Here is a 21,795-nt window from a genome sequence, read left to right on the forward strand (position 1 = left end):
TCCCTTTCGGATGGTCAGGATCGGGGCTGCGGGTCGGCACGCGCCAGACACTCCGGGGCTGCGGGAACGGGACGCCATGGCTGTGGAGCGGGCCCCTTGGCTGGCATCACCATAGCGCGGGTCGGCCGAAAGGGAATCACCTTTTCACTTGATGTGGGAATTTTTCCCACGCATCATGCCGGACATGGACGGTTTCGGGGCGGGCAGCCGCCCCTGGACATCCATGATCTCCTGTGGACCCCAGGTTGAGGAGCGGCCATCCGGCCGTACTACGGCATGAGCCTGACCTCCAACGACAATCCCTTCGGCCGGGACGCCCCCGACGAGGCACCGGATTCGGCAATGCGGTTCACCTCCTCGGTCCTTCCCTTCCGAATGCGAGCGTCCGCCATGGCGTCGTCCACCGCCCGACACGCGGCTGCGAACCGCTCCGCCCTGATCCGCAGCTGCCTGTTCGGGGCTCTGGCGAATCTTCTGGTGGCCGGAAGCGCGCTGTACGGCCTGCCGCTGCAGGACGCCTTGTGGACCGATGCCGGCGACGGCGGCCTGCTGCTTCTGGTCGCCATCGCGCTGGGACTGTTCGCCCTGCATGCCCTGCTCGATTTCGCCCGGACGCGGGAACTGGCTCGGCTGGTGCCGGCCGGCGGAGCATCGGCCTGGTTCGAGCGGATATGGATGCCGGACGCGGCGTGGGCGCCGGTCCACATCGCGGTGCTGGTTATGGTGCACCCGCTTCCGGGAGCCTTGGCGCTGGCCGGCGTCGCCGCGGCGGCGGCGATGATCGCGGTCGGCGCCACCGGAGCGCCCGCCTCCCCGGCCGACGGTTCCGCCTTCGGCCGGCAGGGCGGGGCCGGCAGCTTCGGTTGCGCCGACTCCTTCCTGGCCGGCCTGCGCTTCTGCGAAACCGTCTATCAGGTTCTGGTCGTCGGGCTGGCCGCGGCGCTGCTGTTGCGCGGCACCCTTCAGCCCGCCCAGTTCGTCGCCGCGTCGCTGATCGGCGTCGCCGCGATGCGTGCCGCCACACAGGCCGCCGCCAACTGGCATCGCGGCCGGCAGGTCACGGCGGGCCTGACGCCCGCCGCCGACCTTTTTTAGGACCTGGATAGGTTCAAAGCGTGGCGGCAACCGCCGTCACCGCCTTGGCCGTCGCGGAAACCACGATGTCGGCCTCCTCCCGAGTGAGGCAGAGCGGCGGGGCGAAACCCAGGATGTCGCCCTGCGGCATGGCGCGGGCGATGACGCCCTGCTCCAGCAGCGCGGCGGACAGGCGCGGCCCGACCTTGGCGTCGGCAGGGAAGAAGCGGCGATCGTCCCGGTCGGCGACGAACTCCACCGCCGCCAGCATGCCCTCGCCGCGCACCTCGCCGACCAGCGGGTGGCTCCCCAGCGCGTCGGCCAGCGCGGTCCGGAAATAGCCCCCGGTTTCGCGCGCGTTGGTCACCAGATCGAGCGTGTCGATCAGTTCCAGGTTCGCCACGCCGGCCGCCGCACAGAGCGGATGCGCCGAATAGGTCCAGCCATGGCCGATGGGGCCGAGTTGGTCCGATCCCGCCTCCAGCACCTTCCACACCCGTTCGCCCACGATCACGCCCGACAGCGGCGCATAGGCGGAGGTCAGGCCCTTGGCGATGGTGATCAGGTCCGGCCTGATGCCGTAATGGTCGGAGCCGAATGGGCTGCCGAGCCGGCCGAACCCGGTCACAACCTCGTCCGCGATCAGCAATATGTCGTACTTGGCAAGCACCGCCTGGATTTTCTCCCAATAGCCGGCGGGAGGGGGCACGATGCCGCCGGTGCCCAGGACCGGTTCGCCGATGAAGGCGGCGACGGTGTCCGGACCCTCCGCAAGGATCATCTCCTCCAGCCGGTCGGCGCAGTGCTGGGAGAATTGCTCCTCCGTCATTGAGCGGTCGGGCCGGCGGAAGTAATAGGGCGCCTCGGTGTGCAAAACCGGCGGGCGCGGCAGGTCGAAGGCCTTGTGGAACAGCTCCAGCCCGGTCAGGCTGCCGGTCATCACGCCGGAGCCATGGTAGCCGCGCCAGCGCGAGATGATCTTCTTCTTCTCCGGCCGGCCAAGGATGTTGTTGTAGTACCAGACCAGCTTGATGTTGGTCTCGTTGGCGTCCGATCCCGACAGGCCGAAATAGACGCGCGACATGCCGGCGGGGGCACGGTCGATGATCATCCTGGCGAGCGTAATCGACGGCTCGCTGCCGTGCCCGACATAGGCATGGTAGTAGGCGAGCTTGCCGGCCTGCTCGGCGATGGCGTCGGCGATCTCGCGCCGCCCATAGCCGACATTGACGCAGTAGAGGCCGGCGAAGGCGTCCAGGCTGCGCTTGCCGTCGCGGTCGGTGATGTAGACGCCCTCGCCGCCGGTGATGACGCGGGTCGGCGTGTCGCCACGGGCATGCGCCGCCATGTGGGTCGACGGGTGGAAGAAATGGTCGCGGTCCCAGGCGGTCAGCTCGTTGGTCAGGTCGGTCATGGCGGGTCTTTCCGGCAAAGGGAACGATCGGTTCAGGCGGCGTCGAGGCAGACGTATTTCAGGTCGGTGAAGGCCTCCAGCCCGTGGCGCGAGCCCTCGCGGCCCAGGCCGGACTGCTTGACCCCGCCGAAGGGAATCGGTGCGCCGGTGATCTTCACCCGGTTGACCGCCACCATCCCGTATTGGAGCGCCCGCGACAGGCGCAGGATGCGGCCAACGTCACGCGTCACCAGATAGGCGACGAGGCCGTAGTCGGTGTCGTTGGCACGGGCCACCACCTCCGCCTCATCGTCGAAGGGCAGCAGGGCGGCGACCGGGCCGAAGGTTTCCTCGCGCAGGATCAGCGAGTCCGGCGCGACGTCGGCCAGCACGGTGGGGCGGTAGAACAGCGGGCCGGCGGGATGGACGGCGCCGCCGGCCAGGCAGTGGGCGCCGCGCTCCACCGCGTCGCGGACATGGCCTGCGCATTTGGCGACGGCGGCTTCGTGCATCAGCGGGCCGACCTGCACGTCCGGCTCCAGCCCCGGCCCCACGCGCAGTGCCGCGGTACGGGCGGTGAAGGCAGCGCAGAAGGCCTCGTACAGCGGGCGCTGCACATAGATGCGGTTGGCGGCGAGACAATCCTGGCCGGAGGTCGCGAATTTCGCATCGATGGCGATGTCAACCGCCCGGTCCAGGTCGGCGTCGGCGAAGACCAGCAGCGGCGCATGGCCGCCCAGTTCCATCACCAGCCGCTTCATGGTCGGGGCGCAGCGGGCGGCGATGCGGCGGCCGATCTCGGTCGAGCCGGTGAAGCTCATGGCACGGACGCGGGCGTCGTCGCACAGCGCGCCGACCAGCGGCTCCGGCTCGCCGGTCAGGATGTTGAGGACGCCGGCGGGGATGCCGGCCCGTTCCGCCAGTTCGGCCAGCGCCAGCGCCGACAGCGGCGTCGCGGAGGAGGCGTGCGCCACCACCGTACAGCCGGCGGCCAGCGCCGCCGCCGCCTTGCGGGTCAGCATCGCCGACGGGAAGTTCCACGGCGTTGCCACCCCGACGACGCCCAGCGGCTCGCGCCGCAACAGCATCTCGGCGTCCGGCAGATGGCTGGCGACGCTCTCGACCCCCACGCGCTTGGCCTCTTCCGCGTACCATTCGATGAAGGAGGCGGCATAGTCGATCTCGCCCCGGGATTCGGCGAGCGGCTTGCCCTGCTCCAACGTCATCAGCAGGGCGAGATCCTCCCTGGCGGCGGCGATGCGGTCGAACCAGTCGCGCAGGCGGGCGGCGCGATCCTGCGGCAGCCGGGCGCTCCAGGCCGGAAAGGCCGCGGCGGCGGCAGAGATCGCGGCGGTCGCCTGGGCAGCCTCCAGCGCGGCGACCCGGGCGACGGTTCGGCCACTCGCCGGATCGCTCACCGTGAAGGTGGCGCCATCCGGCGCCGCGGTCCAACGACCGCCGACATAGGCGAGTTCGCGCAACAGGCGGCGGTCGGACAGGCGGCCGACGGCGTCGTGACGGTCCAGGCGGGAGACCTGCGCGGTCATGGGGGCACCTCCTGCAAAAGGCGGGGGCTGCGGAAAGCGGAAATCGGCGCCGGTGCGCCGCTGTCCCGGATCCTAGCGGGGGTGCGGTGGAGAGTGTGTCCGAAGCGGGGGCGCCTGTTGGAGAGTGTCTCTTTGCCGGGGCGGGGTCGGAGAGAAAGTCTCTATCGCGGCGGGATCGGCCCGGCCTGCTCGCCCAGCAGCGCCTCCAGCGGCATGGCCGGGTCGTCCTTCACCGTCCGCGTCACGATGTAGGTGAAATAGCGGTCGATCCCGGCATCCCCGTCCAGCAGCCGGTCGATGATGCGCTGGTAGGCGTCCACGTCCTGAGCCACCACGCGCAGGATGTAATCGACGCCGCCGCCGACCGACCAGCAGGAGACGATTCCGGGCTCGGCCCGCACCGCGCGCTCGAACCGGTCGAAATCGCCCTGGCGGTGGGAGCCCAGCGTCACCTCGACCAGCGCCATGGCGAAGGGCGTCACCTGCCGCAGCGCCAGCCGCGCATGGTAGCCGACGACGATCCCGGCCGTCTCCAGCCGGCGCAGGCGGACCCAGCAGGGGGTCGGCGACAGCCCGACCCGCTCTGCCAGCGCCAGCTTGGTGATGCGGCCGTCCCGCTGGATTTCCGCCAGGATTCGCAGGTCGATGGGGTCGAGCTTCAGGTCGGGCATGGGGCGGCCATGGGGCTGGTTGTCCGTTGCGGTGGCGACCGACGATGTCCGCGCTTTTCGCCATTGTCAAATGTGATGATTTTGAGCAGAAATGTTGCATGACAAAGTGGCACCCCGATGCATCCGCCTTGAGCAGGCCGGTCTATCTCTCGCTGGCCGATCAGGTGCAGCGCGCGATCACGGAAGGCCGTCTGGCGGTCGGCGAGCAGTTGCCGACCCACCGGCAGCTTGCCGACCAATTGGGCATTTCCGTCCAGACCGTCAGCCGCGCCTATGAGGAGCTGATCCGCCGCGGCCTGATCAGCGGCGAGACCGGTCGCGGCACCTTTGTCCGCGCCGCGCAGACGGAGGTCGACCCGCCCTACATCCCCCAGCGCACCGACGAGGTGATCGACCTGTCGATCCTGAAGCCGGTGTGCGAACCGCTGCATGTCGAGGCGATGCGCCAGGCGCTGGCCGAGCTGTCGGCCAGCCTGCCGCCGGCCGTGGTGCTGTCCTTCCGCCCCAACACCCTGTTCGCCCGCCACCGGGCGACGGCGGTGTCGTGGCTGCGCCGGTGCGGGGTCGAGGCCACGGCCGCCAACGTCACCCTGACCAACGGCGCCACCGCCGGCATGACCATTGCCCTGATGGCCGCCGCCCCGCCGGGATCGACCGTGGTGACGGAGGAGGTCGGGCACCACACGCTGATCCCGCTGGCTTCCTATCTCGGCATCAAGCTGCGCGGCGTCGCCATCGACGAGGAGGGGATCCGGCCGGATTCGCTCGACGCCGCCTGCCGGGATGGGACAGTCAAGGCCCTGTTCGTCATGCCCAATCCGATCAACGCCACCGCCACATACATGGGCGACGCCCGACGCGCCGACATTGCCGGCGTCGCCCGGCGCCACAATTTGTCGATCGTGGAGAACGACCCGCTCGGCCCCCTGCTGACCGAGCGGCGCCCGCCGCTGGCGGCGCTGGCACCGGAACGGACGCTCTACGTCACCAGCTTCACCAAGTCGGTGATGCCGGGACTGCGCACCGGCTATCTGGTGGTGCCCGACCGGCTGCTCGCCGCCGTCGCCAACCGGCATCTGGTGACCAACTGGATCGCGACGCCCATCGTCGCCGAGATCGCCACCCGCTGGGTCGAGAGCGGCTTCGCGATGGAGATGGTCGAATGGCAGCGCAAGGCCCTGCGCCGCCGGCACGAGTTGGCCGCCCTGATCCTGAAGGGGATCCCCCACCGCAGCCATCCGGAGGGGCTGCATCTGTGGTTGCCGCTGGGCGAGGGGCGGCCGGAGGCGACCTTCGTGTCGCACGCCCGCCTCCAGGGCGTGGCGCTGGCGCCGGGATCGGCCTTCGCCATCGGCCCCGGCACGCGGCCCGACGCGCTGCGCGTCTCCATCGGCTCCACCACCGAGGCGGAACTGCATGCCGGGCTGGGGGTGATCGTCAATCTGCTGAACAGCGATCCGGAGCCGGTGCTGCTCGCCATGTGATCGGCTCCGACATTGCCTATATTGTCATGATTTTATTTTCCAGATTGACATGATTTGAGAGGTTCCGCATCGTTTGGACACATCGGCGGTCGCCAACCATGACAAGGGAAGACCGGTGTGACCGAAACCATCATCGACATCGACCGCGTCACCAAGAGCTACGGCTCGCACACCGTGCTGAAGGATCTGTGCTTTTCGGTGCGGCCGGGCGAGAAGCTGGCGCTGATCGGGCCGTCCGGCTCCGGCAAGACGACGATCCTGCGCACGCTGATGACGCTGGAGACCATCGAGGGCGGCCATATCCGCATCGACGGCGAGAACCTGTTCCATATGGAGCGCGAGGGCCGGCTGGTCCCCGCCGACGAGGCGCACCTGCACCGGATGCGGACCAAGATCGGCATGGTGTTCCAGCTGTTCAACCTGTTCCCGCACAAATGCGTGCTCGACAACGTCACGCTGGCGCCGATGCTGACCAAGGGCGTCAAGGCCGCCGAGGCCGAGCGCCGGGCGATGGAACTGCTGGACCTCGTCGGGCTCGCCGACAAGGCCCGCGCGATGCCGGCGCAGCTGTCGGGCGGGCAGAAGCAGCGGGTCGCCATCGCCCGCGCCCTGGCCCTGCAACCCCGGATCATGCTGTTCGACGAGGTGACCTCGGCGCTCGACCCCGAACTGGTGGAAGAGGTGCTGAACGTCATGCGGATGCTGGGCTCCACCACCGACATGACCATGCTGCTGGTGACCCACGAGATGAGCTTCGCCCGCGATTTCGCCGACCGCGTCCTGTTCTTCGACCGCGGCAGCATCGTGGAGGAGGGACCGCCCGAGATCCTGTTCACCAACCCGGCCCACGAGCGGACCCAGGCCTTCCTGAAGAAGATCATCGCCGCCGGCCAGCGCATCTGATCCGCAACTGTTCCAAACGCAGGAGATCTCGGCGCCATGGCTGATTGGGCCGGCTATCTGGGCTTAATGCTGAACGGCGCGCTGGTGACGGCGGAATTGACCGTTCTGGGCTGCGCGCTGGCCCTGCCGGTGGCATTCGCCGCCGGGCTGGGCCGGCTGTCGCGCCTCGGCAGCGTGCGCGCCGTCTCCATCGCCTACATCGAATTCTTCCGCGGCACGTCGATCTTCGTCCAGCTGTTCTGGGCCTATTTCGTCCTGCCGCTGATCGGGGTGACGCTGACGCCGCTGCAGGCCGGCGTCCTGGCGCTCGGGCTGAATGTCGGCGCCTATGGCGCGGAGGTGGTGCGGGCAGCGGTGCAATCCATCGGGCGGGAACAGCACGAGGCCTGCGTCGCGCTGAATCTGACGCGCTGGCAGAGCCTGCGCCACGTCCTGCTGCCGCAGGCGATGGTGGTGATGGTGCCGACCTTCTGCAACAACGCCATCGAACTGCTGAAGGCGACCTCGGTCGTCTCGCTGATCTCGCTCAGCGACCTCACCTTCCAGGCGCAGGTCGTGCGGTCGCAGACCGGCAGCACCGCCCTGCCCTTCCTGACCGTGCTGGTCGTCTATTTCGTGTTCGCCAGCCTGATCTCGTTCGGCATGAAGGCGCTGGAGCGCCGCATGTCCCGCGGCCTCGACGGCCTTCGCATCTGAGCCTGTCCCGGAACATCCGGGCACATCTGGGGAAACCGGCCATGGAATGGGACTGGGAGTTCGTCCGGGAGATCATGCCGACGTTACTGGACGGGCTGCGCATCACGTTGCTGGCCACGCTGCTCGGCTCCATCCTGGCGGGGGCCGCCGGGCTGGGCTTCGCCCTGCTGCGCCGGTCGAAACGCCGGGCGGTGGCGCGGACCACCGGCTTCGTCGTGGAGTTCATCCGCGGCACGCCCCTGCTGGTGCAGCTCTATTTCCTGTTCTACGTGCTGCCGGAGCTCGGCGTTCTGCTGTCGCCGCTGGCCGCCGGGGTGATCGGGCTCGGCCTGCATTACGCCACCTACACGGCGGAGGTCTTCCGCGCCGGCATCGACAACACGCCACGCGGCCAGTGGGAGGCGGCGAAGGCCTGCAACCTCACGCCCTACCAGACCTGGCGGCATGTCATCCTGCCGCAGGCGATCCCGCCGATGATCCCGGCGCTGGCGAACTACTTCGTCGCGATGTTCAAGGAGACGCCGCTGCTCTCCGCCATCACGGTGATCGAGCTGATGAGCCAGGCCCGCAGCGTCGCCAACACCAACTACCGCTATCTGGAGCCGATGACGATGGTCGGCGTCCTGTTCCTCTGCATCAGCCTGATCGCGGTGCCTGCCCTCCACATGCTGGAACGCCGTTTCCGGCCGGCCCGCTGATCCCGGAGTTTCCCGAGCCATGTCCCCCATTTCCATCCTGCGCTCCGCCGCGCCGCTGGCCTTCGATGCCCGTCCGGTCGAAAAGCGCATCGGTCTGGTCGTGCTGGCGACCGACCACACCACGGAACCCGACTTCCGCCGCATGGTCTCCGGCGAGCGGATCGGCGTCTACACCGCGCGCATTGCCTACGCCAACCCGACGACGCCGGAGAATCTGCGCCGCATGCAGCCCCGCCTTGCCGAGGGTGCCGCGCTGATCCTGCCCGACGAGCCGTTGGACGCCATCTGCTATTCCTGCACCTCGGCCAGCGTCGTCATGGGCGATGCTGCGATTGAGGCCGCCATTGCGGCGGTCAAGCCGGGGGTTCCGGTCATCACCCCGCCCGCCGCCGCCCGGCGCGGCCTGACGGCGCTCGGTGCCCGGCGCATCGCCGTGCTCACCCCCTACACCGAGGAAACCAGCCGGCCGATGGCAACCTATTTCGCCGGGCACGGCTTCGACATCGCGCGCTTCACCTGCTTCGGCCTGGACGACGACCGGGAAATGGCGCGCATCGTGCCAGCCAGTCTGGTGCGCGCCGCGGTCGAGGCCATGCCAGCCGACGCGGACGCGCTGTTCATCTCCTGTACCGCGCTGCGCTCGGCCGCCGTCGCCGCGGAGATCGAGGCCATCATCGGCCGTCCGGTGGTCACCAGCAATCAGGCCACCGCCTGGACCGCGCTGCGCCTGTGCGGCGACGACCGGCCCCGGCCGGACGGCGGGCTGCTGATGACCCTGCCGCTGCCGGGGGAGGCGTGAGCATGACCGGTCCCGGCCCCAGCTCCAGTATCGGACTTGAGGACGTCTTCCGCGCCCGTGCGCGGCTGGCCGGACGGATCGTGGCGACGCCGACCGTCGCCTCGCCCGCCCTGACTGCGCGCTGCGGCGTCCCGGTCTTCCTGAAGCTGGAGACCCGCCAGACCACCGGCAGCTTCAAGCTGCGCGGCGCCACCAACGCGCTGTTCGCCCTGCCGCGCGGGGCGCTGGCGACGGGGGTCGCGGCGGCCTCCACCGGCAACCATGGCCGGGCGCTCGCCCATGCCGCCGCCGAGGCCGGCATCCGCTGCGTCGTCTGCATGTCGGCACTGGTGCCCGCCAACAAGGTCGAGGCGATCCGCGCGCTGGGTGCCGAGATCCGCATCGTCGGCCGGTCCCAGGACGATGCCCAGCAGGAAGTCGACCGGCTGGTCCGCGAGGAGGGATTCGCCACCGTCCCCCCCTTCGACCATGCCGACGTCATCGCCGGACAGGGCACGATGGGGCTGGAGATCGTCGAGGCGGTGCCGGATGTCGAGCTGGTGCTGGTGCCGCTGTCCGGCGGCGGGCTGGCCGGTGGCGTCGCGCTGGCTGTCAAGGCGCTGCGGCCCATGGCGAGGGTCGTCGGCGTCTCGATGGAGCGGGGAGCCGCCATGCATGCCAGCCTGAAGGCCGGGCACCCGATCCTGGTCGAGGAGCTGGAGACGCTGGCGGATTCGCTCGGCGGCGGCATCGGGCTGGACAACCGCCACACCCACCGCCTCGCCGCCGAACTGCTCGACGAGGTGGTGCTGCTGACCGAGGCCGAGATCGCCGCCGGCATCGCCCACGCCTATGCAGCCGAGCAGGAGATCGTCGAGGGGGCGGGCGCCGTCGGCATCGCCGTGCTGCTCGCCGGCAAGACCGTCCCGCGCGGCCCGGCCGTCGCCCTGCTGTCCGGCCGCAACATCGCCATGGACCTGCACCGCCGCATCATTGCCGGAGACGTCCCATGCCCCGCATGACCATCCTGACCGAAGCGGAACTGCGGCGCATCCTGCCGCTCGACCGCGACGCGACGACTTGCGTCGAGGACGCCTTCCTGGCTCTGGCCACCCGTCCGGTGGCGATGCCGGCGATCCTGCGGCTCGACATCCCGGAGCATGCCGGCGGCAGCGGGGGAGAGGTCGACGTCAAGACTGCCTATGTCCCGGGACTGGACGGCTTCGCCATCAAGATCAGCCCCGGCTTCTTCGGCAATCCGGCGCTCGGTTTGCCCAGCGTCAACGGGCTGATGGTGCTGCTGAGCAGCCGGACCGGGCTGGTGGAATGCCTGCTGCTCGACAACGGATATCTCACCGATGTGCGGACCGCGGCCGCCGGGGCGGTCGCCGCCAGGCATCTGTCGCGCCCCGACAGCGCCGTCGCCGCCATCTTCGGCGCCGGCGTCCAGGCGGCCCTGCAGTTGGAGGCGCTGACCCTGGTCCGCCCGATCCGCGAAGCCCGCCTGTGGGCGCGCCAGCCGGAGCGCGCCGCCGCCACCGCCGCCCGGCTGTCGGACCGCCTCGGCATCCCGGTGCGTGCCGTCGCGGACGGGCGGGCGGCGGTCGCCGGAGCCGATATCGTCGTCACCACCACCCCGGCCGAACGGCCGATCCTGATGGCGGACTGGCTGGAGCCGGGCCAGCACGTCACCGCCATGGGATCGGATGCCGAGCACAAGAACGAACTCGACCCTGCCGTCTTCGACCGGGCCATCCTCTACGTCGCCGACAGCCTGAAGCAGACCCGCCGGCTGGGCGAACTGCACCACGCGATCTCAGCCGGGGCGGTCGCCGCCGACCGCGACTTTCCCGAGTTGGGCGCGGTCATCGCCGGGCAGGCCGCGGGCCGCACCGCACCCGATGCCATAACCGTCTGCGACCTCACCGGAACCGGCGTCCAGGACACCGCAATCGCCACGCTGGCGCGCAGCCGGGCCCTGGCGGCCGGCGCCGGCACAACCTTCGACGCCTGACCAACGCCTCTTCTCAATCGAGAGACCCGAACATGCTGGAACCGACGCTGAACTTCAGCCGGGCCGAATACGCGGCTCGGCTGGACAAGACCCGTGCGGCCATGGACAAGGCCGGCATCGAGCTGCTGATCGTCACCGACCCGTCGAACATGGCCTGGCTGACCGGCTATGACGGCTGGTCCTTCTACGTCCACCAATGCGTGATCGTGCCGCCGCAAGGCGACCCGCTCTGGTACGGCCGCGGCCAGGACGCCAACGGTGCCAAGCGCACCGCCTATCTCGCCCATGACGACATCATCGGCTATCCCGACCATTACGTGCAGTCCACCGAGCGCCACCCGATGGACCTGCTGTCGAAGATCCTGGAGGACCGCGGCTGGGGGGCGCTCGCCATCGGCGTCGAGATGGACAATTACTGGTTCACCGCCGCCGCCTTCCAGTCTCTGACCACCCATCTGCCCAACGCCCGCTTCAGGAACGCGACGGCGCTGGTCAACTGGCAGCGCGCGGTGAAGAGTGCCCAGGAGCTCGACTACATGCGCAAGGCGGCGCGCATCGTCGAGGCGATGCATGCCCGCATCGTCGACCGGGTCGAGCCGGGAATGCGCAAATGCGACCTCGTCGCCGAGATCTACGACGCCGGCATCCGCGGCGTGGCCGGCGCGGGCGGAGCGGAGGGATTCGGCGGCGACTACCCGGCCATCGTCCCGCTGCTGCCGTCGGGCGCCGACGCCTCGGCCCCGCACCTGACCTGGGACGACCGGCCGATGAAGCTCGGCGAGGGGACCTTCTTCGAGATCGCAGGCTGCTACAAGCGCTACCACTGCCCGCTGTCGCGCACCGTCTTCCTCGGCAAGCCGACCCAGGCCTTCCTCGACGCCGAGAAGGCGACGCTGGAGGGGATGGAGGCCGGGCTGGCAGCCGCGAAGCCGGGCAACCTGTGCGAGGACATCGCCAACGCCTTCTTCGCCGTCCTGAAGAAGTACGGCATCACCAAGGACAATCGCACCGGCTACCCGATCGGCCTCAGCTATCCGCCGGACTGGGGCGAGCGCACCATGAGCCTGCGCCCCGGCGACCGCACGGTGCTGGAACCCGGCATGACCTTCCATTTCATGACCGGCCTGTGGCTGGAGGACATGGGGCTGGAGATCACCGAGAGCATCGCCATCACCGACAGCGGCGTCGAATGCCTCGCCGACGTGCCGCGCAAGCTGTTCGTGAAGGGCTGACGACGATGCCGGCCACGCTTGCCCCCTCCCCCGTCGCGCCGACCGTCGATTTCGAGCGCGACGGCGTGCAGCACGGCTTCCTGCGGCTGCCCTACAGCCGGGACGATTCCGCCTGGGGCTCGGTGATGACTCCTGTCACCGTGGTGCGCAACGGCTCCGGCCCGACCGCGCTGCTGACCGGGGCCAACCATGGCGACGAGTATGAGGGCGCGGTCGCGCTGTTCGACCTCGCCCAGTCGCTGACCGCTGACCGGGTCGCCGGCCGGGTCATCATCGTCCCGGCGATGAATTATCCGGCCTTCCAGGCTGGCACCCGCACCTCGCCCATCGACAGGGGCAACCTGAACCGCAGCTTTCCGGGGCGCCCGGACGGCACGGTGACGCAGAAGATCGCGGATTACTTCAACCGCGTGCTTCTGCCGATGGCCGATCTGGTGATGGACATCCATTCCGGCGGCAGGACGCTGGATTTCGTGCCCTTCGCCGCCGCCCACATCCTGCCCGACAAGGACCAGGAGGCCCGCTGCTTCGCCGCGGTGGCGGCCTTCGCCGCGCCCTATTCCATGCGCATGCTGGAGATCGACGCGGTCGGCATGTACGACACCGCGGCGGAGGAGCAGGGCAAGATCTTCGTCACCACCGAGCTGGGTGGCGGCGGCACCGGCCGGGCGGAAACCATCGCCATCGCCAAGCGCGGCGTCCGCAACGTCCTGCGCCATGCCGGCATCCTGGCGGACGGCGAAGCGGTGGCGGAGGCACCGAGCCGCTGGCTCGACATGCCGTCGGCCGACTGCTTCCGCTTCGCCGAGGACAGCGGCCTGATCGAGGCCTGCGTCGATTTGGGCCAGCCGGTTCGGGCGGGCGACCTGCTGGCCCGCATCCACCCCATCGGTCGCACCGGGCTGGCGCCCGCCGAATACCGGGCGGCGCTGGACGGCATCCTGGCCGCCCGCCATTTCCCCGGCCTCGTCAAGGCCGGCGACTGCATCGCGGTGGTCGGAACGGTCGGGGACTGAGATCGGGAGCCGACCGCGACCACCGCCTGGAACCCGCCCCGGCAGAGGGCGGGCATACCGAAGAACGGAATCGACACCGACCGAACAGGGGCCGGCGTACCGACGGGAGCGCCGGCCGGGCATTCACCGAAACACGAAAAGGGACGGCCGACATGAAACACTCCGCCATCGCCCGCAAGGCCTGCATCGCCGCCACCGCCGCGGCACTGATCACCCTCGCCGCACCGGCGTTCGCCGCCGACACGCTGGAGACGCTGCGCGAGCAGGGCTTCGCCCGCATCGGCATCGCCAACGAGCCGCCCTACACCGCCGTCAAGCCCGACGGCACCGTGTCGGGCGCCGCCCCCGACGTCGCCCGCGCGGTGATGAAGAAGCTGGGGGTCGATGACGTCGTCGCCTCGATCTCCGAATATGGCGCGATGATTCCCGGCCTGCAGGCCCGCCGCTTCGACGCCGTCACCGCCGGCCTGTTCATGAAGCCGGAGCGCTGCAAGGCCGTCGCCTACTCGGAACCGATCCTCTGCGACGCCGAAGCCTTCGCCCTGAAGAAGGGCAACCCGCTGAACCTGACCTCCTACGAGGACATCGCCAGGAACCAGAAGGCCAGGATCGGCGCTCCCGGCGGCGGCACCGAGGAGAAGCTGGCCCTGCAGGCCGGCGTGCCGCGCGACCGCGTCATCGTGGTTCCCGATCCGCAGAGCGGCCTGAAGATGCTCCAGGACGGCCGCATCGACGTCTATTCGCTGCCGGTGCTGTCGATCAACGATCTGGTGGCCAAGGCCAAGGATCCGAACGTCGAGGTGGTCGCCCCGGTCAAGGGCGCCCCGGTCTATTGCGACGGCGCCGCCTTCCGCAAGCAGGACACCGCGCTGCGCGACGCCTTCGACAAGGTTCTGGCGGAGATGAAGGCATCCGGCGAGTTCGCGAAGATCATCGAGCCCTACGGCTTTTCCGCGGAGGCGGCGAAGCAGACCTCGCGCGAGACGCTCTGCGCCGCTTCCAACTGAGCGGCCCGACCGCCGCGACGGCCCGGCCCGTCTCCGGGCCGCCGCGGCGATCAGGCGCTCCGGTCGATGATCCCGCTGAGGTGAACGGCGAGTTCGACGGAAAAGCGCCGGTCGGGGCTTTCCACGTCGATGCCGAACAGCTCGGCGATGCGCGTCAGCCGATAGCGCAGCGTGGTGACATGCACGCCGAGCAGGTCGGAACAGGCCTTGGTCCGGCATCCGGCCTTCAGATAGGCGGCGAGCGTCTCCATGTAGGGCGTCCCGTGCCGGCGGTCGTACTCGATCAGGCCGCCGATGCTGTCGGCGACATAGCCGCGCACCTCGTCGGTGCTGGCCGCGGCCAGCAGCATGGGCAACGGGCCGAACTGATGAGCGTCCAGCACGCCGGAGCGGCCGAACTGGTCGGCGATGCGGATCATCCGCCAGGAGCGCTCCCACGCCTCCGCATAGTCCGGGGGCGACGCGCAGCGGCCCGTAAGGAGGACGAAGGGTTCGGCCTGCAGGATGCCGGCGATGTCGCGCACGATCTGCGCCATCAGCCGCTTGACCGGCCCCTGGCTGCGCTCCTCGACCACGGGAATGAGGCAGACGAGCCCGGCCGGAACGGCGACGAGCGTGCCGGCGACGCCGTGCAGCGGCAGCAGCCGCTGGACCGGAAGATGGAGGTCTGCCGCCGCGCTGACCGCCCTCGGGCTGCGGTCGGGCAGACCGACGACGATCATCTGGGACGGCAGGTCGAGGTTGAGGCCGAGCCGCAGGGCGCGCTGGCCGATGTCGCGATGATCCCGCCAGCGACGTTCCACCAGTTCCAGGAACAGGTCGGTGAGCGTCCGGTTCTCGTAGCGGAAGCGGATGACGTTGCGCAGCATCTGGATGCTGAGCGCGTGCTTGATGCCGTCGAGCAGGAGCTGGTCGGCCTGGCCGTAGGGCTGGGCGCCCGGAAAGATCATCAGCGCGCCGACCGTCTCGCCATCGGCGGTCAGCGGGTCGATGCGCGGCGCGGTGCGGATGCGCTTGCCGCCGACCTCCCAGAACAGGGTCGGCACGGTGGCTACGGGGTGGTCGACGGCATCGCGCGCCGCCTTCATGATGGCGGGGCCGAGGCTGGCCGCGACCGCGGCCTGCCAGTCGGCGTCGGCGATGCCGCTGCCGCAGGGCGCGCGGTCGGCGGTGACGAGGTTGGCAGTGAAGTCGACGATGACGATGGAATAGGGCAGCAGGTCGCGGATGCGCGGCAGGAGCGTGGCCATCGCCCCATCCTCCAGCGCCTGGCGCAGCAGCGAGGTATGGACCTCCAGCGCCCGTTGCAGCCGCTCGGCGGCCAGGGTTTCCTCGCGCAGCCGGCGCTGGCGTTCCACCGCGATCTCGCCGAGCTGGACGATCATGCCGATGAAGGTCAGATCCTCCTCGTTCACCTCGACGATGGCGCGGGACACGACGCTGAGCACCAGCGGCCGGCCGTCGTCGTCGGTGCAGTTCATCGGCACGACCAGCACGCTGTGGTAGTCGCGCTCGAACGCCTCCCGGCGATAGCCGGGGAACTCCTCCGACACCCGGGCGTCGCGGATGAACACCGGCTCGTTCCGCCGCAGGGCGACCAGCGACGGGCTGGTCGCCAGTTCCCAGCGGTCGGACAGCGGGCGCTGGATCAGCGTCGGATCGTGGCGGACGACGACCAGGGCATGGCCGTGCTCGACGTCCACCGCCATGATCGATCCCATCGACCAGTTGGCATGCCGGCAGGCGGCCAGGACCAGGCGCTGGAGCACCGTCGCCAAATCCCCGCCTGAATTGATCAGGCTTGCCACCACCCGCAGCGACTGGATACGCGACGTCTCGACCAAGATTCCTCCGCCGGTGGGGCAGGTCCAAAGCGAATTCAGGCCCGATCTTGAACCCACATGACTCTAACCCGACAACGGCGCTCGGAAAAAGCCGGAACGTCAGCGGCGTTCCGGCGGCTCAGTGCCCGGCAGGTCGGTGGCGGCACCGGGATCGGAAATCGCCGCACCGGTCATGCTGTCGGGCGGCAGCGGGCGGAAGGGCGGCCGTCCCGGCCGGTGCTCCCGCTCCCGCAGCATGCGGCGGATCAGGACGAAGCCGGCCAGTGCGACACAGCCGGCGGCGGCATAGACGAACAGGCCGGGCGGGCCGAACGCCTCCATCAGCAGGGCGCCGGGGACGGGGCCGACCATCGCTCCGGCGGCCCAGACGATCAGCAGGCCGCTGACCGTCGGCACGATGCGGCCGGGCGGCACCACGTCGCAGGCGTGGGCGACGCACAGGGCGTAGAGGCACAGGAGCTGGCTGCCCCACAGCGCGAAGCCCACCCATACGACCCATGCCGGGCTTCCGGCCGGCAAAAGCGCCAATCCGGCCGACAGGATGGCGCCGGCCGCCGCCACCGCCGCGATCACGACGCGCCGGTCCCGCCGGTCCGACAGCAGGCCGAGCGGCCATTGGGCGAGAAGGCTGCCGCCCTGGAGCGCGACGAGCAGGGCCGCGGCGGCCGATTCCGACAGGCCGGCGCGCAGGCCGTAGAGCGGGGCGAACGCCATCATCGTGCCGGTCACGACGCCGACCGCAAAGCAGCCGACCAGGGCGGACGGCGCCACCCGGAACAGCTGCCGCAAATCGAGCGTGACGGCCGTCGGCAGGGCCGGAAGAGCCGGCCGGGCGACGGCGACCGGCAGCACCGACAGCAGGATCAGCAGGATCAGCAGCCGGAACGGCTGGTCGCCGCCGGGGTCGATCAGGAGGGGGCCGGCCATCAGCGCCAGCTTGGTGGTGACCATGTAGACCGCCAGGATCCGGCCGCGGTTGCCGTCCTGCGATCCCGAGCCGATCCAACCCTCGATGACGGTGAACAGCCCGGCGAAGCCGACGCCGGTCGCCGCCCGCAGCAGGATCCAGCCGATCCGGCCGTCGGCGAGCGGCAGGGCCAGGGCCAGGATCGCCATCAGGGCGGCCAGCCCGGCATAGGCGCGGACGAAGCCGAGCTTGCGGACCACCCTGGGGGCGATCAGGCAGCCGGCGGCGAAGCCGACGCCGTAGCCGGACGCGACCATGCCGATGTCGGCCGCCGACAGACCCTGGGCCTGCATGCGCAGCGGCAGAAGGGCCTGGAGCAGCCCGTTGCCCGCCTGCATCAGGACGGCGGCCGACATGACCGGCAGCAGCGGCGGCATCAACAGCCGTGTCCCCGGCCGGCCGGCGGCAGCCCGTCGCGGGCCGGCCTGTGGGACGAACATTGCAGCGGCATATCGGAAGAGCCATTGGTTTCATGCCGGGGGCGGCCCGGTCCGGAGGATGGCGGCGCCGGCTGCCGGAAACGTCAGCGGGCGCCGGCCTTTTCGGCCTCCATCTCCTCCATGTCAAGGAAACGGTCGCCGATGCGCGGGTGGGCGCGGCTGCCGTCCGACGCGCCGATGGCGACCAGCAACTCGTCGGGCCCCGGAGCGTCGGGAACCTGGAAGTTGGCGGTCAGGAAATGCGCCCGCTTGCCGGTTTCCGTCTTGTGGATCATCGGCAGGGCGAGCAGCGCGCCCGGAGCGTTGCGGGTGTTGGTGAAGCTGAGGAAGGAGGTCCCCTGCGCCGCCTCGCGGAACATGTTGCCGAAGCGCAGCGTGTGGATCAGGGCCGAGGCGTGTTCGATCTCGCCGTTGACGCCGGCGGAGGCGGCCTTGCCATAGGCCTGGATGCGCCCGGCCGGCATCAGGGCGACGAGGCGCCGCGTCATCTCGGCCCCCAGGACCGGCGCCACGCGCAGGATCTCCGGCCGCAGATTCTCGACGAAGCCCCGGCCGGCCCAGGGGTTGCGCAGCACGGCGGCGACCACGACCGAGGTGATCGGCCGTTCGGCCGGCTTGCCGCCCTCGACAATGGTTTCCTCGATGAAGGTGGAGATCTTGCGCAGTCCGATGTCCATCATGTCCTGTCCGATTCTCTTGGTTCCGGTCCCGGCGCCGGCCGGACCATTGGAGGGGCCGGCCGGTGGCTTCGGGGGTGGGCTGGGGTGGCGCCTCAGCTTGCCGCCCTGGCGCTGGCGATCCACTGCTCGAAGGTCGGCTTGTTGGCGGAGAGCCAGTCCTGGGCGAGCGTACGGATGTGGCTCTCGCTGGCGCCCTTCTCGCTGATGGCGCGTTCCCAGCCGGCCCAGGTTTGCAACGGGAAGCCGATGGACTCGATCAACGCCTTCACCGAAGGGTTGGCGGCGACGAAATCGCGGTTGGCGACGGTGCTCCAGTTCCAGGAGGCCATGGCCATCCGGCAGGGATCGGCATCGCCGGCGCAGCCCGACACGCCCTTGACGAGTGCCGTGCCCTTGTTGGGCACCGACGGCGGCAGGGCGTCGAACGGGGTGGGCAGCCACACCACGTCCTTGCCGGGGACCAGCGTGTTGGTGACCCAGGACGGGCTCCAGGCATAGAAGAAGGCAGGGTCGCCGCGGCGGACGCGGGCGACCGCCTCGACCATCAGCGGCTCGTACTTGCCGCGGACTGAGGTCACGGTGTCCTTCAGGCCGAACTTGTCGAGCTGGTAGTCCACCACGTCGCCGCAGCTCCAGCCGGGATCGCAGTTGACCAGATCCGCCTTGCCGCCCTTGCCGAACAGCGCCGCGATCTTCGGATCCTTCATCTGCTCCAGCGAGGTGATGCGGTGGGCGTCGGCGGTCTTCTTGTCGATCAGGTAGCCGTTGACGCCGCCCTCCTTGATCAGGCCGCCGCCGACGATCATCGCCTGCTGCTCCACCTTGCGGAAGGCGGGCTCGCGCTGGGGAAAGTTGATGTCGGTGGCAATGTCGAGGTCGCCCTGCGCCGCCGCCTGGAAGAACAGGGTCGTGCTGAGCGTGCTGAGCTTGACCGAATAGCCCAGCTCCTTGAAGGCGGCGGAGACGATCTGCGCGGTTACGTAGTTGGCGCCCAGGCTATCGGATTGGGCGTAGCGGATGGTCTTGCCCTTGCCGGGCTGGTCGGCCGCCAGCGACGGCTGGACGCAGGCCGCGGCGAGAAGGGCGGCGACGGACAGGGACTTGAGGACGGATTTGGCAGTGAAAAGGGGCATGGCGGTCTCCTCGAGCGGGGTCGGGACGGGACTCTTGCGGATCGGCGCGCGGGCGGGGATCACTGGTCGGGGTTGGCCACGGCCCGACCGGAAATGGCAGGATTTGCGACGGGCTTGTCCTCCGCCGGCCGGCCGAAGCCGACGAGGGCGCGCAGGCTGCGGAGCAGCGGGCGCCCGCCGGGGCCGCCGGGCTGGGCCAGCTTCTGGGTGATGCGGTCGAGCATCATCGCCAGCAGGACGATGGCGATGCCGCCCACCGCGGCCCGGCCGACGTCGAGCCGCCCGAGGCCCTGGAGCACCACCAGCCCCAGCCCTTCCGCCCCGATCATGGCGACGACGACCGACATGACCATCGCGGTCAGCACCGTCTGGTTCAGGCCGCCGAGGATGGTCGGCACCGCCAGCGGAAGCTGGACCTCCCACAGGAGCTGCCGCTTGGTGGCGCCGAAGGCAAGGCCGGCCTCGACCATCTCGGTCTCGACCATGCGGATGCCGAGGTTGGTGAAGCGGATCAACGGCGGGGCCGCCGCCGTCACCACGGCGACCTCGCCCGGCACGGTTCCGACGCCGAACAGCATCACCACCGGCACCAGATACACGAAGGTCGGCGTGGTCTGCATGATGTCGAGGACTGGGCGGACCACGCCCCATATCCGGTCGCTGCGGGCGCAGGCGATGCCGATCGGGATGCCAACCGCCGCACAGATGACGATGGCGGTGGTGATCAGCGACAGGGTCGTCATCGCTTCCGACCACAGCCCCAGCGCCGCGATAACGACCAGGGCGATGGCGGTGAAACAGGCCACTCCCAGGCTGGCCAGCCGCCAGGCCAGCAGCACCGCCAGCACCAGGAAGGCGAGGAAGGGGATTTCCTGCAGGAGGTAGATGTTGAGGGTCAGGACATACTCGATCGGCCATTTGATGGCGAGGAACAGCGGGCGCAGGTTCAGCGCGACCCACGCGACGCCGTCCTGGATCCAGCTTTCGACCGGGAAGACGTTCAGGTCGTCGGCATCAAGCATGCAGTCCTCCTGCGGTTTGCGGAGGGGCGGCGGCAATGCCCGCCAGGATGCTGTCGGCGGCGAGCGTGCCGATCAGCCGGCCCTCGTCGTCGACCACCGCCATCGGCCGGCCGGCCCGGTGGGCTCGGGCGGCGTCGAGAAGGCTGTCCCGCTCGCGCACCGTGACGAAGTCCTTGCGCAGGGCGCCGGAGCCGGAGTCCGCGAACGGAATCCCGTCGCGCAGGTCACGCAGCGCGTCGGCCTCCATTACCCCGACGACATGGCCGCCATCGTCCAGCACCAGGCCGGCACCGTCGCCGGTCTCGGCGAGGCACAGGCCGCCTGCCAGCTGAACCGGGGCCACCGGGATCATCGCCGACCGCGCGTCGAACAGGCGCGAACGGTCGACCTCGCGGGTGAAGGCGGCGACATAGTCGCTGCCGGGGTCGAGAACGATCGACTGGGGCGTGCCTTCGCGGACCAGTTCGCCGTCGGCCATGATGGCGATCCGGGTGCCAAGCTTCAGCGCTTCCTGGAAGTCGTGGGTGATGAACAGGATGGTCTTCTTCAGCGTGCGCTGAAGGCGCAGCAGCTCGTCCTGCATCTCGGTGCGGATCAGCGGGTCGAGCGCGCTGAAGGCCTCGTCCATGATCAGCACGTCGGCGTCGGTGGCAAGCGCGCGGGCAAGCCCGACCCGCTGGCGCATGCCGCCGCTCAACTCGTGGGGATAATGGTTGCCCCAGCGGGCCAGCCCGACGATCGACAGCACCTCTTCCGCCCGGCGGCGCCGGACCTGCGGGGATACCCCCTGGAGTTTCAGGCCGAATTCGGTGTTCTCGGCGACGGTACGGTTCGGCAGCAAGGCGAAATGCTGGAACACCATGGAGATTCGCTTGCGGCGAATCTCGCGGAGTTCCGCCTCGCCGGCGGCGACGATGTCGCGGCCGTCCAGCAGGATCCGGCCGGCGCTCGGCTCGTTCAGACGGTTGATGCAGCGCGCCAGGGTCGATTTCCCGGACCCGGACAACCCCATCACCATGTAGATGCCGCCGGTCGGAACCGACAGTGAAACGTCACTCAACCCTACAACGATTCCGGTTTTTGCCAGCACTTCGGTTTTCTTGACGCCGGCCTTGAGCATCCGCAGGGCCGGTTCGGGAGATTTCGAGAAGACTTTATAGAGATTCTCTACCCTCAGTCGTTCGGTCACAACCCTC

At 69.7% G+C, this 21,795-nt stretch carries 20 protein-coding genes; 11 read left to right on the forward strand and 9 right to left on the reverse strand.

Translation table 11 applies throughout. The annotated features are described in order from the left end of the window. The first annotated feature begins 390 nt into the window (after positions 1-390). Positions 391-1,095, forward strand: a complete 705-nt coding sequence (locus ABMY26_RS02690) for a hypothetical protein (RefSeq protein WP_372394928.1) — start codon at positions 391-393, stop codon at positions 1,093-1,095. Between the two features lie 13 nt (positions 1,096-1,108). Here ABMY26_RS02690 and ABMY26_RS02695 read toward each other — a convergent pair whose 3' ends face one another. The 3 genes from ABMY26_RS02695 to ABMY26_RS02705 all read right to left on the reverse strand — a co-directional run bounded on the left by ABMY26_RS02695 (position 1,109) and on the right by ABMY26_RS02705 (position 4,685). Next, on the reverse strand, positions 1,109-2,488 hold the full coding sequence (locus ABMY26_RS02695; protein WP_372394929.1) for an aspartate aminotransferase family protein: 1,380 nt from the start codon (positions 2,486-2,488) through the stop codon (positions 1,109-1,111). Between the two features lie 32 nt (positions 2,489-2,520). After that, positions 2,521-4,014, reverse strand: coding sequence for an NAD-dependent succinate-semialdehyde dehydrogenase (locus ABMY26_RS02700; RefSeq protein WP_372394930.1), 1,494 nt, complete (start codon positions 4,012-4,014; stop codon positions 2,521-2,523). A gap of 161 nt (positions 4,015-4,175) precedes the next feature. Further along, positions 4,176-4,685 carry an Lrp/AsnC family transcriptional regulator gene (locus ABMY26_RS02705; protein WP_372394931.1) on the reverse strand — a complete coding sequence of 170 codons (510 nt, stop codon included), beginning with the start codon at positions 4,683-4,685 and terminating at the stop codon, positions 4,176-4,178. A gap of 98 nt (positions 4,686-4,783) precedes the next feature. On the opposite strand from ABMY26_RS02705, the gene ABMY26_RS02710 reads away from it, so the two are divergent. The 10 genes from ABMY26_RS02710 to ehuB all read left to right on the forward strand — a co-directional run bounded on the left by ABMY26_RS02710 (position 4,784) and on the right by ehuB (position 14,513). Beyond that, a complete protein-coding gene (locus tag ABMY26_RS02710; RefSeq protein WP_372394932.1) occupies positions 4,784-6,169 on the forward strand; it encodes a PLP-dependent aminotransferase family protein in 1,386 nt (461 codons plus the stop codon). 117 nt (positions 6,170-6,286) lie between these two features. Further along, positions 6,287-7,072: an ectoine/hydroxyectoine ABC transporter ATP-binding protein EhuA gene (gene ehuA, locus ABMY26_RS02715; protein ID WP_372394933.1), complete on the forward strand. Its 786-nt coding sequence runs from the start codon at positions 6,287-6,289 to the stop codon at positions 7,070-7,072. Positions 7,073-7,108: 36 nt separating this feature from the next. Next, entirely contained in the window at positions 7,109-7,768 is a 660-nt protein-coding gene (ehuC, locus tag ABMY26_RS02720) for an ectoine/hydroxyectoine ABC transporter permease subunit EhuC (RefSeq protein WP_372394934.1), read from the forward strand. Positions 7,769-7,809: 41 nt separating this feature from the next. Beyond that, positions 7,810-8,466, forward strand: coding sequence for an ectoine/hydroxyectoine ABC transporter permease subunit EhuD (gene ehuD / locus ABMY26_RS02725; RefSeq protein WP_372394935.1), 657 nt, complete (start codon positions 7,810-7,812; stop codon positions 8,464-8,466). 19 nt (positions 8,467-8,485) lie between these two features. Beyond that, on the forward strand, positions 8,486-9,265 hold the full coding sequence (eutA, locus tag ABMY26_RS02730; RefSeq protein ID WP_372394936.1) for an ectoine utilization protein EutA: 780 nt from the start codon (positions 8,486-8,488) through the stop codon (positions 9,263-9,265). 2 nt (positions 9,266-9,267) lie between these two features. Further along, positions 9,268-10,266 (forward strand): hydroxyectoine utilization dehydratase EutB, encoded by a 999-nt coding sequence (gene eutB / locus ABMY26_RS02735; RefSeq protein ID WP_372394937.1) that lies wholly within the window; start codon positions 9,268-9,270, stop codon positions 10,264-10,266. Continuing rightward, on the forward strand, positions 10,254-11,258 hold the full coding sequence (eutC, locus tag ABMY26_RS02740) for an ectoine utilization protein EutC (RefSeq protein ID WP_372394938.1): 1,005 nt from the start codon (positions 10,254-10,256) through the stop codon (positions 11,256-11,258). Before eutB ends, eutC begins: the two co-directional genes overlap by 13 nt. Before the next feature lie 32 nt (positions 11,259-11,290). Continuing rightward, a complete protein-coding gene (gene doeA / locus ABMY26_RS02745; RefSeq protein WP_372394939.1) occupies positions 11,291-12,490 on the forward strand; it encodes an ectoine hydrolase DoeA in 1,200 nt (399 codons plus the stop codon). Between the two features lie 5 nt (positions 12,491-12,495). Continuing rightward, complete coding sequence (doeB, locus tag ABMY26_RS02750) at positions 12,496-13,506, forward strand: N(2)-acetyl-L-2,4-diaminobutanoate deacetylase DoeB (RefSeq protein WP_372394940.1); 1,011 nt, start codon at positions 12,496-12,498, stop codon at positions 13,504-13,506. Positions 13,507-13,658: 152 nt separating this feature from the next. Next, positions 13,659-14,513 carry an ectoine/hydroxyectoine ABC transporter substrate-binding protein EhuB gene (gene ehuB / locus ABMY26_RS02755; protein WP_372394941.1) on the forward strand — a complete coding sequence of 285 codons (855 nt, stop codon included), beginning with the start codon at positions 13,659-13,661 and terminating at the stop codon, positions 14,511-14,513. A gap of 50 nt (positions 14,514-14,563) precedes the next feature. On the opposite strand, the gene ABMY26_RS02760 is transcribed toward ehuB, so the two are convergent. From ABMY26_RS02760 to ABMY26_RS02785, 6 genes are all read right to left on the reverse strand, one after another. Continuing rightward, positions 14,564-16,357 carry a helix-turn-helix domain-containing protein gene (locus ABMY26_RS02760; RefSeq protein ID WP_372394942.1) on the reverse strand — a complete coding sequence of 598 codons (1,794 nt, stop codon included), beginning with the start codon at positions 16,355-16,357 and terminating at the stop codon, positions 14,564-14,566. Positions 16,358-16,456: 99 nt separating this feature from the next. Further along, a complete protein-coding gene (locus tag ABMY26_RS02765; protein WP_372394943.1) occupies positions 16,457-17,701 on the reverse strand; it encodes an MFS transporter in 1,245 nt (414 codons plus the stop codon). A 146-nt stretch (positions 17,702-17,847) separates the two neighbouring features. After that, positions 17,848-18,441, reverse strand: coding sequence for an amino acid synthesis family protein (locus tag ABMY26_RS02770; protein WP_372395117.1), 594 nt, complete (start codon positions 18,439-18,441; stop codon positions 17,848-17,850). A 95-nt stretch (positions 18,442-18,536) separates the two neighbouring features. Continuing rightward, positions 18,537-19,577, reverse strand: a complete 1,041-nt coding sequence (proX, locus tag ABMY26_RS02775; protein ID WP_372394944.1) for a glycine betaine/L-proline ABC transporter substrate-binding protein ProX — start codon at positions 19,575-19,577, stop codon at positions 18,537-18,539. A gap of 59 nt (positions 19,578-19,636) precedes the next feature. Next, positions 19,637-20,599: an ABC transporter permease gene (locus ABMY26_RS02780; RefSeq protein ID WP_372394945.1), complete on the reverse strand. Its 963-nt coding sequence runs from the start codon at positions 20,597-20,599 to the stop codon at positions 19,637-19,639. Continuing rightward, complete coding sequence (locus ABMY26_RS02785) at positions 20,592-21,719, reverse strand: glycine betaine/L-proline ABC transporter ATP-binding protein (protein ID WP_372395118.1); 1,128 nt, start codon at positions 21,717-21,719, stop codon at positions 20,592-20,594. The genes ABMY26_RS02780 and ABMY26_RS02785 overlap by 8 nt, the downstream gene beginning before the upstream one ends. Positions 21,720-21,795 lie beyond the last annotated feature (76 nt).

Origin of the sequence: Azospirillum sp. HJ39 (assembly GCF_041507355.1) — a bacterium.
GTDB classification, from domain to species: Bacteria; Pseudomonadota; Alphaproteobacteria; order Azospirillales; family Azospirillaceae; genus Azospirillum; species Azospirillum thiophilum.